At 64.6% G+C, this 17998-nt stretch carries 13 protein-coding genes and 1 pseudogene (1 of these 14 cut by a window edge); 13 read left to right on the top strand and 1 reads right to left on the bottom strand.

Translation table 11 applies throughout. From position 1 onward, the window contains the following. Positions 1–64: 64 nt before the first annotated feature. From glpD to clpB, 13 genes and pseudogenes are all read left to right on the top strand, one after another. Positions 65–1582, top strand: coding sequence for a glycerol-3-phosphate dehydrogenase (gene glpD, locus ACZ48C_RS13880; protein ID WP_318910083.1), 1518 nt, complete (start codon positions 65–67; stop codon positions 1580–1582). Between the two features lie 41 nt (positions 1583–1623). Next, entirely contained in the window at positions 1624–2706 is a 1083-nt protein-coding gene (locus ACZ48C_RS13875) for an ABC transporter ATP-binding protein (protein ID WP_464781458.1), read from the top strand. Between the two features lie 10 nt (positions 2707–2716). Further along, the gene (locus ACZ48C_RS13870; RefSeq protein ID WP_464781457.1) at positions 2717–3787 is read left to right on the top strand and encodes an ABC transporter ATP-binding protein; all 1071 of its coding nucleotides are present in this window, start codon (positions 2717–2719) and stop codon (positions 3785–3787) included. 2 nt (positions 3788–3789) lie between these two features. Next, on the top strand, positions 3790–4656 hold the full coding sequence (locus ACZ48C_RS13865; RefSeq protein ID WP_234189610.1) for a carbohydrate ABC transporter permease: 867 nt from the start codon (positions 3790–3792) through the stop codon (positions 4654–4656). A gap of 104 nt (positions 4657–4760) precedes the next feature. Beyond that, positions 4761–5549: pseudogene (locus ACZ48C_RS13860) on the top strand (carbohydrate ABC transporter permease); the annotation flags it as partial. 13 nt (positions 5550–5562) lie between these two features. Next, on the top strand, positions 5563–5982 hold the full coding sequence (locus ACZ48C_RS13855; RefSeq protein WP_464781456.1) for a DUF2160 domain-containing protein: 420 nt from the start codon (positions 5563–5565) through the stop codon (positions 5980–5982). 76 nt (positions 5983–6058) lie between these two features. Beyond that, positions 6059–7780: an ABC transporter substrate-binding protein gene (locus ACZ48C_RS13850; RefSeq protein WP_464781455.1), complete on the top strand. Its 1722-nt coding sequence runs from the start codon at positions 6059–6061 to the stop codon at positions 7778–7780. 212 nt (positions 7781–7992) lie between these two features. After that, the gene (locus tag ACZ48C_RS13845; RefSeq protein WP_119259108.1) at positions 7993–9267 is read left to right on the top strand and encodes an aspartate kinase; all 1275 of its coding nucleotides are present in this window, start codon (positions 7993–7995) and stop codon (positions 9265–9267) included. Between the two features lie 83 nt (positions 9268–9350). Further along, positions 9351–11618, top strand: coding sequence for a phosphoenolpyruvate--protein phosphotransferase (gene ptsP, locus ACZ48C_RS13840; protein ID WP_119259109.1), 2268 nt, complete (start codon positions 9351–9353; stop codon positions 11616–11618). Between the two features lie 21 nt (positions 11619–11639). Beyond that, positions 11640–12722 (top strand): peptide chain release factor 1, encoded by a 1083-nt coding sequence (prfA, locus tag ACZ48C_RS13835; protein ID WP_119259110.1) that lies wholly within the window; start codon positions 11640–11642, stop codon positions 12720–12722. Beyond that, positions 12719–13588 carry a peptide chain release factor N(5)-glutamine methyltransferase gene (gene prmC / locus ACZ48C_RS13830; protein WP_464781454.1) on the top strand — a complete coding sequence of 290 codons (870 nt, stop codon included), beginning with the start codon at positions 12719–12721 and terminating at the stop codon, positions 13586–13588. Before prfA ends, prmC begins: the two co-directional genes overlap by 4 nt. A 329-nt stretch (positions 13589–13917) precedes the next feature. Next, positions 13918–14568, top strand: coding sequence for a DUF4167 domain-containing protein (locus tag ACZ48C_RS13825; RefSeq protein ID WP_464781453.1), 651 nt, complete (start codon positions 13918–13920; stop codon positions 14566–14568). 255 nt (positions 14569–14823) lie between these two features. Further along, positions 14824–17430 (top strand): ATP-dependent chaperone ClpB, encoded by a 2607-nt coding sequence (gene clpB / locus ACZ48C_RS13820; RefSeq protein ID WP_464782813.1) that lies wholly within the window; start codon positions 14824–14826, stop codon positions 17428–17430. A 113-nt stretch (positions 17431–17543) separates the two neighbouring features. Here the strand turns inward: clpB and ACZ48C_RS13815 are convergent, their stop codons facing one another. After that, positions 17544–17998: the 3' end of a M23 family metallopeptidase gene (locus ACZ48C_RS13815; RefSeq protein ID WP_119259113.1), read on the bottom strand. 1498 nt of this gene lie beyond the right edge of the window; 455 of the gene's 1953 nt are visible here — the last part of the coding sequence; its start codon lies beyond the right edge, outside the window; the stop codon is at positions 17544–17546.

Raw genomic sequence — 17998 nt, 5'->3', positions numbered from 1 at the left:
TCGTTTTAACTCTCCATGCTTTCGCAACTGCGCAAATTTGTGCAATGCGAAATGGGAGGGGAATTTGGACGGCGACGTGATCCGCGATATTTTCGTCATCGGTGGCGGCATCAACGGCTGCGGCATCGCGCGCGATGCGGCGGGACGCGGCTATTCGGTCGTGCTTGCCGAGATGAAGGACTTCGCCTCCGGCACCTCTTCCGCCTCGACCAAGCTCATCCATGGCGGGCTGCGCTATCTGGAGCATTACGAATTCCGCCTCGTGCGCGAGGCGCTGATGGAGCGCGAAGTGCTCTGGGCCATGGCGCCGCATGTCATCTGGCCGATGCGCTTCGTGCTGCCGTTCCAGAAGGGCGGCCTGCGCCCGGCCTGGCTCATCCGCCTCGGCCTTTTCCTCTACGACTATATCGGCGGGCGCAAGCTGCTGCCGGCGACCGCGACGCTCGACCTTGCGAAGGACCCGGCAGGCGGGCCGCTGAAGAAGCTCTTCCGCAAGGCCTTCGAATATTCCGACGGCTGGGTGGACGATGCGCGCCTCGTGGTGCTGAATGCGCGCGACGCGGCCGACCGCGGCGCGGATATCCGCACCGGCACCAAGGTCGTCACCGCCCGGCGCGAGAACGGCCACTGGAACGTCGAGACGGAGAATGTCGCGACGGGCGACCGCGAGACGGTCCGCGCCCGCATGCTGGTGAACGCCGCCGGACCCTGGGTGGACAAGGTCCTCTCCTCGGCCTTTGGCCGCAACGATGTACACAATGTCCGCCTGGTGCAGGGCAGCCATATCGTCGTGAAGAAGAAATTCTCCGATCCGCGCGCCTACTTCTTCCAGAACCCGGACGGGCGTATCATGTTCGCCATTCCCTACCAGGAAGAGTTCACGCTGATCGGCACGACCGACCGCGACTACCAGGGCGATCCGCGCGATGCGCGCATCAGCGACGAGGAAATCGACTATCTGTGCGCCTCGGCGAGCGAGTATTTCGCCGATCCGGTGAAGCGCGAGGACATCGTCTGGACCTATTCCGGCGTGCGCCCGCTCTTCGACGATGGCGCCAGCAAGGCGCAGGAAGCCACGCGCGACTACGTGCTGAAGGTCGAGGGCGGCGACGGGCAGGCCCCGCTGCTCAACATCTTCGGCGGCAAGCTCACCACCTACCGGCGTCTTGCCGAATCGGCGCTGGAGAAGATCGGCGATGCGATCGGCGAGAAGGGGGAGTGCTGGACGGCCCGGTCCCGTCTGCCGGGCGGCGATTTTGCGGTAGACGGCTTCGATGCCGAGGTGAAGGGACTTGTCGCGCAGTTTCCCTTTCTCGCGCCCGCCCATGCCCGCCGGCTCGTGCGCCTCTACGGCACGCGGGCGAAGGCGATGCTGGAGGGCGCAAAGACGGTGGACGATCTCGGCCGGCACTTCGGCAGCGATCTCTACGAGCGCGAGGTGCGCTGGCTGATGAAGGAAGAATGGGCCCGGCACGCCGAGGACGTGCTGTGGCGGCGGACCAAACGAGGATTGCATCTGACGGCCGCGGAAGCGGCCGCGCTGGAAGACTACATGGCGGCTGCAAGGGCGGCGCCCCACTAGCACACCCGATCCGGTGGCTGGGAGGAACGACGGAGACAGGAATGCTGGAACTGAGAAACATCGCGAAGGTGGCGGGGGCGGATACGCATATCCACCCGACCAACCTCGTGCTCGAGCGCGGCTCGCTGAACGTGCTGCTCGGCCCGACGCTGTCGGGCAAGACCTCGCTGATGCGCCTGATGGCCGGGCTCGACAAGCCGACCTCCGGCTCCGTCTGGTTCGATGGCAAGGACGTGACGGGCGTGCGCGTGCAGGACCGCGGCGTCGCCATGGTCTACCAGCAGTTCATCAACTACCCGGCGATGACCGTCTACGAGAACATCGCCTCGCCGATGCGCATCAAGGGCGCCGATGCGGCGACCATCGATCGCGAGGTGCGCAAGGCGGCGGAGCTCCTGAAGCTGACGCCCTATCTCGACCGCACGCCTCTCAACCTTTCCGGCGGCCAGCAGCAGCGCACGGCGCTCGCCCGCGCCATCGTCAAGAATGCCAGCCTCGTGCTGCTCGACGAGCCGCTCGCCAATCTCGACTACAAGCTGCGCGAGGAACTGCGGCTGGAGCTGCCGAAGATCTTTTCCGCCTCGGGCGCGATCTTCGTCTATGCGACGACGGAGCCTTCCGAAGCGCTGCTTCTCGGCGGCAACACGGCGACGCTGTCGGAAGGGCGCATCACCCAGTTCGGCCGCACCATCGACGTCTATCGCCGGCCGAACGACCTTCTGACCGCCCGCACCTTCGCCGATCCGCCGCTCAACACGATGCAGGTCGTGAAGACCGGCGGCCATTTCGAGGTTGGCGGCAAGCCGGTGCTGCCGGTGCCGGCGCATCTTTCCGCGCTGTCGGACGGTCCCTGCACCATCGCCTTCCAGCCGCATCATCTTTCGCTTTCCAGCCAGAGCCCGGCCTCCGCGAGCCTTAAGGCGCGCACGGCGATTTCGGAGATCGCGGGCTCGGAGAGCTTCATCCATATCGAATTCGAGGGCACCCGCTGGGTCATGCTCGCGCCCGGCATCCACGACATCGAGCCCGACGCGGTCGTCACCGTCCATGTCGACACGCGCCATCTCATGGCGTTCGGCGCGGATGGCAGGGCGATGGCCGAGCCGGCCGCCGCGGCGGCGTGAGGAGAAGACCATGGCACGCATCAACCTCGATCACATCCGCCATTCCTACGGCGAGAAGCCGAAGTCCGAAGCGGACTATGCGCTGAAGGAAGTGCATCACGAATGGAACGACGGCGGTGCCTATGCGCTGCTCGGCCCCTCGGGCTGCGGCAAGACCACGCTGCTCAACATCATCTCGGGCCTGCTGCAGCCGTCGGAGGGTCGCATCCTGTTCGACGGAAAGGACGTGACGTACCTGTCGACGCAGGAGCGCAACATCGCGCAGGTCTTCCAGTTCCCGGTCATCTACGACACGATGACGGTCTACGACAATCTCGCCTTCCCGCTGCGCAACCGCGGCGTCGCCGAGCCGGACGTCGACCGGCGTGTGCGCGAGATCCTGGAAATGATCGACCTTGCCGGCTGGGCGAAGAAGACGGCGCGCGGCCTCACCGCCGACCAGAAGCAGAAGATCTCGCTCGGCCGTGGCCTCGTGCGCAACGACGTCAACGCCATCCTGTTCGACGAGCCGCTGACGGTCATCGACCCGCATATGAAATGGGTGCTGCGCTCGCAGCTCAAGAAGCTGCACCGCCAGTTCGGCTTCACCATGGTCTATGTCACGCACGACCAGACCGAAGCGCTGACCTTCGCCGACAAGGTCGTCGTGATGTATGACGGCCAGATCGTGCAGATCGGCACGCCGGCCGAGCTCTTCGAAAAGCCGAGCCACACCTTCGTCGGCTATTTCATCGGCTCACCGGGCATGAACGTCCTGCCGGCCGCCATCGACGGCGGCAGCGTCAAGGTCGGCGAGGAGACGATCACCCTCGGCTATTCGCCGGAGATCGCCGCCGGCGCCAGGACGGAACTCGGCATCCGCCCGGAATTCATCTCGCTTTCCCGCGACGGCATGCCCGTCTCGATCAGCAAGGTCGAGGATATCGGCCGTCAGAAGATCGTGCGGGCGGAATTCGCCGGCAAGCCGATCGCCATCGTCGTGCCGGAGGACGGCGAGATCCCGGCCGATCCGCGTGTCACCTTCGACCCCGCCGCCATCAACATCTACGCCGATAGCTGGCGTGTCGGCAGGGAGGGCTGACGATGAACAAGACCTGGAACAACAAGGCCTGGTTCATGGTGCTGCCGATGCTGCTGCTGGTGGCCTTCTCGGCCATCGTGCCGCTGATGACCGTCGTGAACTATTCGGTGCAGGACACGTTCGGCAACAACGAGTTCTTCTGGAACGGCGTCGGCTGGTTCACGGACGTTCTTGAATCCGACCGCTTCTGGGAAGCGCTCGGCCGCAACCTGCTCTTCTCCGCGATCATCCTCGTCATCGAGATCCCGCTCGGCATCCTGATCGCGCTCAACATGCCGAAGAAGGGCCTCGGCGTGCCGGTCTGCCTCGTTTTGATGGCGCTGCCGCTGCTCATTCCGTGGAACGTCGTCGGCACGATCTGGCAGGTCTTCGGCCGCGTCGACATCGGCCTGCTCGGCCGCGTGCTCGACGGGCTCGGCTTCAACTACAATTACGTGAACAACGTCTTCGACGCCTGGGTCACGCTGATCGTCATGGACGTCTGGCACTGGACGAGCCTCGTCGTGCTGCTGTGCTATGCCGGCCTCGTCTCGATCCCCGAGGCCTATTACCAGGCCGCCAAGATCGACGGCGCCTCGCGCTGGGCGGTGTTCCGCTACATCCAGCTTCCGAAGATGAAGCGCGTGCTGCTCATCGCCTTCCTGCTGCGCTTCATGGACAGCTTCATGATCTATACCGAGCCCTTCGTCGTCACCGGCGGCGGCCCCGGCAACTCGACCACGTTCCTTTCGATCGACCTCGTCAAGATGGCGATCGGCCAGTTCGACCTTGGCCCGGCCGCGGCCATGTCCATCATCTACTTCCTGATCATCCTGCTTCTGTCGTGGATCTTCTACACGGTCATGACCAGCAGCGACGAACAGGCGTGAGGGAGGAAACCATGACCTCACAGGCAACCACTGCAACCACCATCGGAACGAGCGTTGCGAGCAGCGCCGGCGCAAGAGCCGGCGCCGGCAGCAAGCGCAGCTTCTCCTGGGTCGTGCCGACCCTCTACATCGTCTTCCTGATGCTGCCGATCTACTGGCTCGTCAACATGAGCTTCAAGACGAATACCGAGATCACCGGCGTCTTCTCGCTGTGGCCGCAGACGCCGACGCTGCGGAACTATGCCGTCATCTTCACCGATCCGGCTTGGTATTCCGGCTATATCAACTCGATCATCTACGTGGTCCTGAACACGATCATCTCGATCGCGGTGGCGCTGCCGGCGGCCTATGCCTTCTCGCGCTACCGTTTCCTCGGCGACAAACACCTGTTCTTCTGGCTCCTGACCAACCGCATGGCGCCGCCAGCCGTCTTCGCGCTGCCGTTCTTCCAGCTCTATTCGGCCTTCGGCCTGATCGACACGCATATCGCCGTCGCCATCGCGCATTGCCTGTTCAACGTGCCGCTCGCCGTCTGGATCCTGGAAGGCTTCATGTCGGGCGTGCCGAAGGAGATCGACGAGACCGCCTATATCGACGGCTATTCCTTCCCGCGCTTCTTCACGAAGATCTTCGTGCCGCTGATCGCCTCGGGCATCGGGGTCGCCGCCTTCTTCTGCTTCATGTTTTCCTGGGTCGAGCTGCTGATCGCCCGCACGCTGACGACGACGGACGCCAAGCCCATCGCCGCCACGATGACGCGCACGGTCTCGGCCTCCGGCATGGACTGGGGCGTGCTGGCCGCGGCCGGCGTGCTGACCATCATCCCCGGCGCGCTCGTGATCTATTTCGTCCGCAACTACATCGCCAAGGGCTTTGCCCTTGGCCGCGTCTGAGGGGGAGGGGCCGATGGCTGCCGTCGCCAACCGCAACAATCGCTGGCCCGTGGCGCTCGCCGTGGTGCTCGCCATCTATGCCGCCGCCACGGGCCTGCTCGTCACGGTGCTGCCGATCAAGGACGGCGCGCGCGACTGGTTCGCCCCGCTCGTTCCGGGCGGCTGGATGGCCTGGTCGTTCCCGACGGCCATGTTCTTCCTGACCATCTTCCTGCTGATCGCGCTGATGGCGGTCTGGGAATATGCTCGGCCGGGCGGTGCCCCGCGCGTCGGCATCCTGCGCTTCGAGACGACGCGCGGCGACCGGTTGTTCGTGTCGCTGCTCGGCTCGGCGTTCATTCAACTCGCATGGCTGGGCCTCGTCGGCTCCAGCCTGTGGTGGGCTCTCGCCTTGTCCGTGGTCTACGCCATCGGCGTTTTCCGCTTCGTCTAGGCACCCGGAATGGAGGCCCCGGGGAGACACGAGGGGGCCTTCGCACTGCAATCGCAAACCCCAAGGGAGGACTAAAATGCGAAAGCAACTTCTGACGACGACGGCAGTCCTGCTGCTGGCGTTCACCGGCTCCGCATTCGCGGACATGGATGCTGCCAAGAAGTTCCTGGATTCGGAGATCGGCGATCTCTCGTCGCTGTCGCGCGCCGACCAGGAAAAGGAAATGCAATGGTTCGTCGATGCCGCCAAGCCCTTCGCCGGCATGGACATCAAGGTCGTTTCCGAAACGCTGACCACGCATGAATACGAATCGAAGGTCCTTGCGCCGGCCTTCACCGCCATCACCGGCATCAAGATCACGCACGACCTCATCGGCGAGGGCGACGTCATCGAGAAGCTGCAGACGCAGATGCAGTCGGGCGAGAACATCTACGACGCCTATGTCAACGACTCGGACCTCATCGGCACGCACTGGCGCTACAAGCAGGCCCGCGCGCTGACCGACTTCATGGCGAATGAAGGCAAGGACGTCACCAACCCCGGTCTCGACGTCGACGACTTCATCGGCAAGTCCTTCACGACTGCGCCGGACGGCAAGCTCTACCAGCTTCCCGACCAGCAGTTCGCGAACCTCTACTGGTTCCGCTACGACTGGTTCAACGACGAGAAGAACAAGGCGGATTTCAAGGCGAAGTACGGCTACGACCTCGGCGTTCCGGTCAACTGGTCGGCTTACGAGGACATCGCCGAATTCTTCACCGGCCGCGAGATCGACGGCAAGAAGGTCTTCGGTCACATGGACTACGGCAAGAAGGACCCGTCGCTCGGCTGGCGCTTCACCGATGCCTGGCTCTCCATGGCCGGCAACGGCGACAAGGGCATCCCGAACGGCCTGCCGGTCGACGAATGGGGCATCAAGGTCGACGAGAACTCGCGTCCGGTCGGCTCGTGCGTCGCGCGCGGCGGCGACACCAACGGCCCGGCCTCGGTCTATGCCATCCAGAAGTATCTCGACTGGATCAAGGCCTATGCTCCGCCATCGGCAGGCGGCATGAACTTCTCTGAATCCGGCCCCGTTCCCTCGCAGGGCGAAGTCGCCCAGCAGATGTTCACCTATACGGCCTTCACCGCCGACTTCGTGAAGGAAGGCCTGCCGGTCGTGAACGCGGACGGCACGCCGAAGTGGCGCTTCGCTCCGTCGCCGCATGGCGTCTACTGGAAGGACGGCATGAAGCTCGGCTACCAGGACGCCGGTTCCTGGACGCTGATGAAGTCCACCCCGGACGATCGCGCGAAGGCCGCCTGGCTCTATGCGCAGTTCGTGACGTCCAAGACCGTCGACGTGAAGAAGAGCCATGTCGGCCTCACCTTCATCCGCCAGTCCACGCTCGATCACAAGTCCTTCACCGATCGCGCGCCGAAGCTCGGCGGCCTCGTCGAGTTCTACCGTTCGCCGGCCCGTCTGCAGTGGTCGCCGACCGGCACGAACATTCCGGACTATCCGAAGCTCGCCCAGCTCTGGTGGCAGGCGATTGGCGATGCGGCATCCGGCGCCAAGACCGCGCAGGAAGCCATGGATTCACTGTGCGCTGAGCAGGAAAAGGTTCTGAGCCGCCTCGAACGCGCCGGCGTTCAGGGCGACATGGGGCCGAAGCTCGCCGAGGAGCACGATCTCGAATACTGGAACAAGGACGCCGTCGCCAAGGGCAACCTCGCTCCGCAGCTCAAGATCGAGAACGAGAAGGAAAAGCCCCAGACCGTCAACTACGACGAACTCGTCAAGAGCTGGCAGAAGTAACAAGGCTTGCGGGCGGCACGCCGCCCGCGGCCATCGTCATCCGATCCCCTTTGCCCGCGTGCCGCAAGGTGCGCGGGCCTTTTCGTCCGCGAAGCGTACCGATTGGTACAGTTTGCGGAAACCATGCATTGCGCTGTGCGGGGTCTTCCGCTAAGAGACCCCGCGGTTTCTCCCGCGCGCTCGCGCGATATCTGGAATAGCGGTACACACACATGGCACGCATCGTGATGAAATTCGGCGGAACGTCCGTCGCTGACCTCGACCGTATCCACAATGTGGCCCGCCATGTGAAACGCGAGGTCGATGCCGGCCACGAGGTCGCCGTCGTCGTTTCGGCCATGTCCGGCAAGACCAACGAGCTCGTCGCCTGGGTGCAGAACATGCCGAAGGTCACGGGTGCGTCCTCGCCCTTCTACGATGCGCGCGAATACGACGCCATCGTCGCCTCGGGTGAACTCGTCACCGCCGGGCTTCTGGCCGTTGCGCTCCAGTCGATGGGCATCAATGCCCGCTCCTGGCAGGGCTGGCAGATCCCGATCCGCACCGACAACGCCCACGGCGCCGCCCGCATCCTCGACATCGACGGTGCGGAAATGGTTCGCCGCATGGGCGAGGGCCAGGTCGCCGTCGTCGCCGGCTTCCAGGGTCTCGGCCCGGACAACCGCGTCGCCACGCTCGGCCGCGGCGGCTCGGACACATCGGCCGTCGCTATCGCCGCCGCCGTCAAGGCGGACCGCTGCGACATCTATACCGATGTGGACGGCGTCTACACGACCGACCCGCGCATCGAGCCGAAGGCCCGTCGTCTGAAGAAGATCGCCTTCGAGGAAATGCTCGAAATGGCTTCGCTCGGCGCCAAGGTGCTGCAGGTGCGCTCGGTCGAGCTCGCCATGGTGCACAAGGTCCGCACCTTCGTTCGCTCCTCTTTCGAGGATCCCGATGCACCGGGCATGGGCGATCTTCTGAACCCGCCCGGTACGCTGATTTGTGATGAGGATGAGATCGTGGAACAGGAAGTCGTAACGGGCATTGCCTATGCCAAGGATGAAGCGCAGATCTCGCTCCGCCGCGTCGCCGACCGGCCGGGCGTTTCGGCCGCGATCTTCGGCCCGCTGGCCGAGTCCCATATCAATGTCGACATGATCGTCCAGAACATTTCCGAGGACGGCTCGAAGACCGACATGACCTTCACCGTTCCTTCCGGCGACATGGAGAAGGCGATCAAGGTTCTCGAAGGCGCCAAGGAGACCGTGGGCTTTGACGTGATCCAGCACGAGACGGGCCTCGTGAAGGTCTCGGTCATCGGCATCGGCATGCGCAGCCATGCGGGCGTTGCCGCCTCCGCCTTCCGTGCGCTTGCCGAGAAGGGCATCAACATCAAGGCGATCACCACCTCCGAGATCAAGATTTCCATCCTGATCGACGGCCCCTATGCCGAACTCGCCGTTCGGACTTTGCATTCCGTCTACGGTCTCGATAAGAAGTAAGAACCGGCCGACTCGGCGCCGATCTTTGATCGCCGGCCCCGGGTGCGCCGGCGGGTAACGACATTTTCGGGAGACGCCACGCGATGAGAGACCTCTCCGCGGGTCCGCGCGTTCTTCTCAAGCGGCTGCGCGAACTGATGGCGGAGCCGCTCGAGCCGCAGGAGCGCCTTGACCAGATCGTGCGCCAGATCGCGCAGAACATGGTCGCGGAGGTGTGTTCCGTCTATGTGCTACGCTCCGACGGCGTTCTCGAACTCTATGCCACCGAAGGCCTCAATCCCGGCGCCGTGCACCTTGCCCAGCTCAAGATGGGCCAGGGCCTCGTCGGCACCATCGCGGCCTCCGCGCGGCCGCTGAACCTTTCCGACGCCCAGTCGCACCCCGCCTTCACTTATCTCCCGGAAACGGGCGAGGAGATCTATCACTCCTTCCTCGGCGTTCCGATCCTGCGCACCGGCCGGGCGCTCGGCGTTCTCGTCGTGCAGAACAAGGCAAGCCGGACCTATCGCGAGGACGAGGTCGAGGCGCTCGAAACGACGGCGATGGTGATCGCCGAGATGGTGGCGACGGGCGAGCTGAAGAAGCTCACCAAGCCCGGCCTCGAGCTCGATCTTTCCCGCCCCGTGGGCATCGAGGGGTCGAGCTTCGGCGAAGGCATCGGCCTTGGCTATGTCGTCCTGCACGAGCCGCGCATCGTCGTCACGAACCTGCTCAACGAAGATTCCGAGCATGAACTCGGCCGGCTTGCCGAGGCGCTCGGTTCGCTGCGCATCTCCATCGACGACATGCTGTCGCGCCGCGAGATTTCCATGGAGGGCGAGCACCGCGAGGTGCTGGAGACCTACCGCATGTTCGCCCATGACCGCGGCTGGGTGAGGAAGCTCGAAGAGGCGATCCGCAATGGCCTGACGGCGGAAGCGGCGGTCGAGCGGGTGCAGAGCGAGACCAAGGCGAGGATGATCCGCCTGACGGATCCTTATCTGCGCGAGCGCATGCACGATTTCGACGATCTTGCGAACCGCCTCCTGCGCCAGCTCACCGGCTATGGCGCCAAGCTTTCGGCGAGCAGCTTCCCCAACGACGCGATCGTCGTCGCGCGCGCCATGGGGGCTGCCGAACTGCTCGACTATCCGCGCGAGAACGTGCGCGGCCTCGTGCTGGAGGAAGGCGCGGTGACGAGCCATGTGGTGATCGTCGCGCGGGCCATGGGCATTCCGGTCGTCGGCCAGGCGGCCGGTGCGGTGGCGCTTGCGGAAAACGGCGATCCCATCATCATCGACGGGGACGACGGCCGGGTGCATCTGCGGCCGCTTCCCGATCTTCAGCGTTCCTACGAGGAGAAGGTGCGGTTCCGCGCCCGCCGGCAGGAACAGTACCGGGCGCTGCGGGCCGTCGAACCGGTCACGAAGGACGGCTGCGAGATCAATCTCCAGATGAATGCCGGCCTTCTGGTCGACCTGCCGCATCTCAACGAATCGGGCGCATCCGGCATCGGCCTCTTCCGCACCGAGCTCCAGTTCATGATCGCCTCGACCATGCCGAAGGCGGAAGAGCAGGAAGCCTTTTACCGCAATGTGCTGAAGCATGCGGGCGGACGCCCCGTTACCTTCCGCACGCTGGATATCGGCGGCGACAAGGTCGTGCCCTATTTCCGCGCGGCGGAGGAAGAGAACCCGGCGCTCGGCTGGCGCGCCATCCGCCTGTCGCTCGACCGGCCTGGCCTTCTGCGCACCCAGCTTCGCGCCATGCTGCGGGCGACGGCCGGGGCCGATCTCCGGCTGATGCTGCCGATGGTGACGGAGGTTTCCGAGCTCCGCGAGGTCCGCGATCTCCTGCAGAAGGAGATTCAGCGCCAGTCGAAGCTCGGCGAGCAACTGCCGAAAAAACTGCAGTTCGGCGCCATGCTGGAAGTGCCGTCGCTGCTCTGGCAGCTCGACGAATTGATGGCGGAGGTCGATTTCGTTTCGGTCGGCTCGAACGATCTCTTCCAGTTCGCGATGGCGGTGGACAGGGGCAATGCCCGCGTCTCCGACCGTTTCGACACGCTCGGCCGGCCGTTCCTGCGTATCCTGCGCGACATCGTGCGCGCCGGCATCCGCAATGATACGTCCGTGACGCTCTGCGGCGAGATGGCGAGCAAGCCGATCTCGGCGATGGCGCTGCTCGGCATCGGCTTCCGTTCGGTCTCCATGTCGCCGGCGGCGATCGGGCCGGTGAAGTCGATGCTGCTGGCGCTCGACGCGGGCAAGCTGGAGGCGGTGCTGACCCCGGCCATCGACGATTTGAAGCCGACGGCGTCCATTCGCCAGATTCTCACCGACTTTGCGGCCGAGAACGGCATTCCGCTTTAAAGATCTGACTGGAGTTGAACGGTGGCGAAGCTTCCCGTTGAAAAGATGCGCGAACTTGAACGCCGTTTCGGCGAGATCGAGGCGCGCATGTCGGCGGGGCCGGATTCGGAGACCTATGTGCGTCTCGCCTCGGAATATTCCGAGCTTCAGCCCGTCGTCGCGAAGGTGCGCGAATACGAGAAGGTCAATGGAGAGATCGCCGACCTGGAGGTGCTGCTCGCCGACAAGGCGACGGACCGCGAGATGCGCGATCTTGCGGAAATGGAACTGCCGGACCTGAAGGAACGGCTCGAGGGCCTCGAAAAGGAGATGCAGATCCTGCTTCTCCCCAAGGACGCGGCCGACGAGAAGAGCGCGATCCTCGAAATCCGCGCCGGCACGGGCGGCTCCGAAGCGGCGCTGTTCGCCGGCGATCTCTTCCGCATGTACGAGCGCTACGCCGCCGCCCATGGCTGGAAGGTGGAGGTCATCTCCTCCAGCGAAGGCGAGGCCGGCGGCTTCAAGGAAATCATCGCGACGATCACCGGGCGCGGCGTCTTCGCCAAGCTGAAGTTCGAATCGGGCGTGCACCGTGTTCAGCGCGTGCCGGAGACGGAGGCGAGCGGGCGTATCCACACCTCCGCCGCCACGGTCGCCGTTCTGCCGGAAGCCGAGGAAATCGACATCGAAATCCGGCCGGAAGACATCCGCATCGACACGATGCGTTCCTCCGGTGCCGGCGGCCAGCACGTCAACACGACGGACTCGGCCGTGCGCATTACCCACCTGCCAACGGGCCTCGTCGTGACGAGCTCGGAAAAGTCGCAGCACCAGAACCGCGCCAAGGCCATGCAGATCCTGCGTTCGCGGCTCTATGACATGGAGCGCCAGCGCGCCGACAGCGAGCGCTCGGCAGACCGCAAGAGCCAGGTCGGCTCGGGCGACCGTTCCGAGCGCATCCGCACCTATAATTTTCCGCAGGGCCGCGTCACGGACCACCGCATCAACCTGACGCTCTACAAGCTCGACCGGATGATGATCGGCGAAATCGACGAAGTGGTCGATGCGCTGCTGGCGGACTATCAGGCGGGTCAGCTGGCGCAGCTCGGCGAACAGGGCCGATGAGCGGCGCGACGCTCGCCGAAACGCTGGCGGCGGCGCGGCGCCGGCTTTGTGCGGCGGGCATTGCGGACGGCGCGCAGGATGCGCGGCTGCTGATCGCCGGCCTTCTCAAGCTTTCCTCCACCGCCTTCGTCACCGATGGCGCGCGCCTGCTGGATGCGTCCGAAAGAGCGATGATCGAGGATGCATTGGCGCGGCGCGTGGCGCGCGAGCCGGCGCACCGCATCCTCGGCCACCGGGCCTTTTCGCGGCTCGACCTCATGCTTTCCCCCGAAACGCTGGAGCCGCGGCCGGATACGGAAGTCCTCGTCGACGCGCTCGTGCCCCATGCGTTGAGGATGGTCGCGGGTGGCGGCTGCCGGATCCTCGATCTCGGCACGGGAACCGGCGCGATCTGCCTTGCTCTTCTCGACCTCGTGCCCGGCGCGACCGGGATCGGCGCCGATCTTTCGACGGGAGCCCTTGAAACGGCGCGGCGCAATGCCGATATCAACGGCGTCGCCGACCGCTTCGAGACGGTCGAGAGCGACTGGTTTGCAGCCGTGGCCGGGGCGTTCGACATCATCGTGTCAAATCCGCCCTATATCGTCCGCTCCGTAGTCGGAACGCTGGACGAAGAGGTCCGGCTCCATGATCCGATCCTTGCGCTGGATGGCGGAGACGACGGGCTGGATGCCTATCGGGCCATTGCGGCGGGTGCGGGTGCTCATCTTCGGGAAAACGGCCTGGTGGCTTACGAGATCGGTTACGACCAGAAGGATCAGGTCACCGCGATCATGCGCGAACAGGGTTTCGCACGCATCGAGGCGGTGCAGGATCTTGGCGGCAACGACCGCGTTCTCGTCTTCACAAGAGCAGGAACTGTGTGATTTCGCTGCGCAAGTGCAGCAAATTTCGCAGCCGCAAAGAAAAGGCTTGGAATTGTGAAGGAAGCGGGATAGTTTGCGGCCACGCACTGGGCAAGAGGTCATGCGTAAGGGATTTGATCCTGTATGACCCGATCGCGAGGATTGCTCTCTCGAAGAGTTGCTAGGGTTGAGACTGCCCTGTGCGGGTACCTGTTAATTTGACGTCTTACGGCGACAGGACCACCGACCGGCGTGGTTTGCCCGCAGGTAAGGATGCTTGATCTGGCGTGTCCCGATCAAGCCTGCAGACACATGAATCATCAAGACACGATACGTTAGGTGAGTGACATATGAGGCCAGGACAGCAAAACAAGCGCGGCCGCGGGCGTAATAACAACAATAATAACAACAATAACAATAACAACCACCGCAAGGGCGGCAATCCCCTGACGCGGACCTACGACAGCTCGGGTCCGGACGTGAAGATCAGGGGCACGGCTCAGCACATCGCCGAGAAATACTCTGCGCTTGCCCGGGACGCCCAAAGCGCCGGCGACCGTGTCATGGCGGAGAACTATCTCCAGCACGCCGAGCACTACAACCGCATCATAGCTGCCGCACAGGCGCAGATGCAGGAACGCTTCCCGCGTGACGAGCGCTCCGACAATGCCGACCGCGGCGATTTCAACGATCGTGACGGCTTCGACCGCGATCACGACGAAATCGATTCGACGCCCGTCGAGGAGCAGGCACCCGTTGCCGCCGCTCAGATGGAGCAGCCGGTCGTTGTCGATGACGGCTCCGGCCCGCAGCCGGTGATCGAGGGCACGCCCGCCGAGGTCGCCCTCGACGAGGATGCCGCCGCTCCGGCAGGCGGCCGCGCGCCGCGCCGCCGCAATGCGGCCCGCCCGCGTCGCCCGCGCCGCGGCGAAGGCCAGGCGGCCGAAGGCGATCAGCCGTCCGACGGCGATGCCCCGGCACTGGAAGCGGCTTCGGAATAAGCTTCCGTTCCATCGATCCATTGAAGAACCCGGCCTTGCGCCGGGTTCTTGCGTTTGCGCAACCGGTGTTCCGAAAAATCTGTTTCCGCCGGCAGGCCGCTCCCTTTAATTCCGAAAATCCCTCCACCATATTCGTTTCAGGCGGTTGCCCGGCCCGAGCCGGCGACCGCACCATGAAGGGCTTGCCTTGACGGGAGCCCTATCCTGAATCGTCGACCGGTGCCTGATGGGCCGGCCGAGTTATGGAGGCTGATGATGAATATCGAAAAATACTCCGAACGCGTTCGCGGGTTCCTGCAATCCGCCCAGACGAAGGCGCTTGCGGACGGCAATCCGCAGTTCACGCCCGAACACGTTCTGAAGGTCCTGCTCGATGACGAGCAGGGCATGGCGACCTCGCTGATCGAGCGGGCCGGCGGCAACGCGCGCGACGCGCGGATCGCCAACGATGCCGCGCTTGCCAAGCTGCCGAAGGTTTCCGGCGGCAACGGGCAGGTCTATCTCGCCCAGCCGCTCGCAAAAGTCTTCTCCACCGCGGAAGAAGCCGCCAAGAAGGCGGGTGACAGCTTCGTCACCGTCGAACGCCTGCTGCTGGCGCTTGCCATCGAGAAGTCGGCCGCGACCTCGGAAATCCTCGCCAAGGCCGGCGTGACGCCGACCTCGCTCAACCAGGTGATCAACGACATCCGCAAGGGTCGCACCGCCGATACGGCGAGCGCCGAGCAGGGTTTCGATTCGCTGAAGAAATTCGCCCGTGACCTCACGGCGGATGCGCGGGAAGGCCGGCTTGATCCCGTGATCGGCCGTGACGACGAAATCCGCCGAACGATCCAGGTCCTGTCGCGCCGCACCAAGAACAACCCCGTCCTCATCGGCGAGCCCGGCGTCGGCAAGACCGCCATCGCCGAGGGCCTTGCGCTGCGCATCGTCAATGGTGACGTGCCGGAAAGCCTGAAGGACAAGAAGCTGATGGCGCTCGACATGGGCGCGCTGATCGCCGGTGCGAAATATCGCGGTGAATTCGAGGAGCGCCTGAAGGCCGTTCTTGCCGAAGTGCAGGCGGAAGACGGCGAGATCATCCTGTTCATCGACGAGATGCACACGCTGGTCGGCGCCGGCAAGGCGGATGGGGCGATGGACGCCTCCAACCTGCTGAAGCCCGCGCTTGCCCGCGGCGAGCTGCACTGCGTCGGCGCGACCACGCTCGACGAGTACCGCAAGCATGTCGAGAAGGATGCGGCGCTTGCCCGCCGGTTCCAGCCCGTCATGGTGGACGAGCCGACCGTCGAGGACACGATCTCGATCCTGCGCGGCCTGAAGGAAAAGTACGAGCAGCACCACAAGGTCCGCATCTCCGATTCGGCCCTCGTTGCCGCCGCGACGCTTTCCAACCGCTACATCACGGATCGCTTCCTGCCGGACAAGGCGATCGACCTGATGGACGAAGCCGCCTCGCGGCTGCGCATGCAGGTCGATTCCAAGCCGGAAGAGCTCGACGAACTCGACCGCCGCATCATCCAGCTCAAGATCGAGCGCGAGGCCCTGAAGAAGGAGACCGACCGCTCGTCGCAGGACCGGCTCGAAAAGCTCGAGATCGACCTGGCTGCGCTGGAAGAGGAAGCCGATGCGCTGACCGCGCGCTGGCAGGCGGAAAAGTCCAAGCTCGGCCGCGCCGCCGATCTCAAGCGCCAGCTCGACGAGCTGCGCAACGAACTGGCCATTGCCCAGCGCAAGGGTGAGTTCCAGCGCGCCGGCGAGCTTGCCTACGGCATTATCCCGAAGCTCGAAAAGGAGCTTGAGGAGGCCGAAGGCCGTGATGCGAGCGATATCGATCCGATGGTGCAGGAGGTCGTGACCCCCGACAACATCGCCCATGTGGTCTCCCGCTGGACGGGCATCCCCGTGGACAAGATGCTGGAAGGCGAGCGCGACAAGCTGCTGCGCATGGAAGACGAACTCGGCAAGTGGGTCGTCGGCCAGGGCGATGCCGTTCAGGCAGTCTCCCGCGCCGTCCGCCGTGCCCGCGCCGGCCTGCAGGATCCGAACCGGCCTATCGGCTCGTTCATCTTCCTCGGTCCGACCGGTGTCGGCAAGACGGAGCTGACCAAGGCGCTCGCCCGCTTCCTCTTCGACGACGAGACGGCGATCCAGCGCATGGACATGTCGGAATATATGGAGAAGCACTCCGTTGCCCGGCTGATCGGCGCGCCTCCCGGCTATGTCGGCTATGAGGAAGGTGGTGCGCTCACCGAATCCGTCCGCCGCCGGCCTTATCAGGTCGTGCTGTTCGACGAGATCGAGAAGGCGCATCCGGATGTCTTCAACGTGCTGCTGCAGGTCCTCGACGACGGCCGCCTGACCGATGGCCAGGGCCGCACCGTCGACTTCCGCAACACGATGATCATCATGACCTCGAACCTCGGCGCCGAATATCTGACGGCGCTCGGTGAGAACGAGGACAGCGATACGGTCCGTGACCAGGTGATGGATGTCGTCAAGATGGCATTCCGGCCGGAATTCCTGAACCGCGTCGACGAGATCATCCTGTTCCATCGCCTGCGGCGGTCGGAAATGGGCGCGATCGTCGATATCCAGCTGGAGCGCCTGCGCAAGCTGCTGGTGGATCGCAAGATCGTTCTCGACCTCGACGAGGAGGCCGTGCACTGGCTGGCCGAGAAGGGCTACGATCCGGTCTACGGCGCGCGTCCCCTGAAGCGGGCGATCCAGAAGCACCTTCAGGATCCGCTGGCGGAGAAGATCCTCGCCGGCGAGATTCCGGACGGCTCGACCGTCAAGGTGACGGCCGGTTCCGACCGGTTGCTCTTCTCGCCGCGACAAAGTGCGGCGAACAAGGCCGCCTGACGGAAGACCATTGATAAAAAAGAAGCGCGGGTCCCGGCCCGCGCTTTTTGCATTCCTGCCCCGCCATTCTCCACAAGCCGAGGCCGGGGAGATGAGGGGTACAATACCGAATATCAGTGCGTTTCGGCCACTTCCGTCGCGTTTCCGTGGCCAAGGAGATCGTCGATGCGCTTGCGCTCGGTCTTGAACTGGGCGAGGGCCTTGCCCTCCAGCGACTTGCCGCCGGGCAGGCGGATCTTCAGCGCGTCGACCTTGTTGCCGTTGACGATCAATTCGTAGTGCAGGTGCGGGCCGGTGGAGAGGCCGGTCGTGCCGACGAAGCCGATCACCTGGCCCTGCCGCACCTTCACGCCCGGCTTGATGCCCTTGGCGATCGCGCTCTGGTGATTGTAGGAGGAGACGTAGCCGTTGGCGTGGCGGATCAGCGTCTGGTTGCCGTAGCCGCCGGAGTCCCAGCCCGCCTTCTCGACGACGCCGTTGCCCGCCGCGATGATCGGCGTGCCGCGCGGCGCGGCCCAGTCGACGCCGGTATGCATGCGCGAGAAGCCGAGGATCGGGTGGCGCCGCA

Source organism: Shinella sp. 1A1, assembly GCF_055379515.1.
Note: the sequence above shows the minus strand (reverse complement) of the source record. Positions and strands in the feature narration are given on the sequence as shown.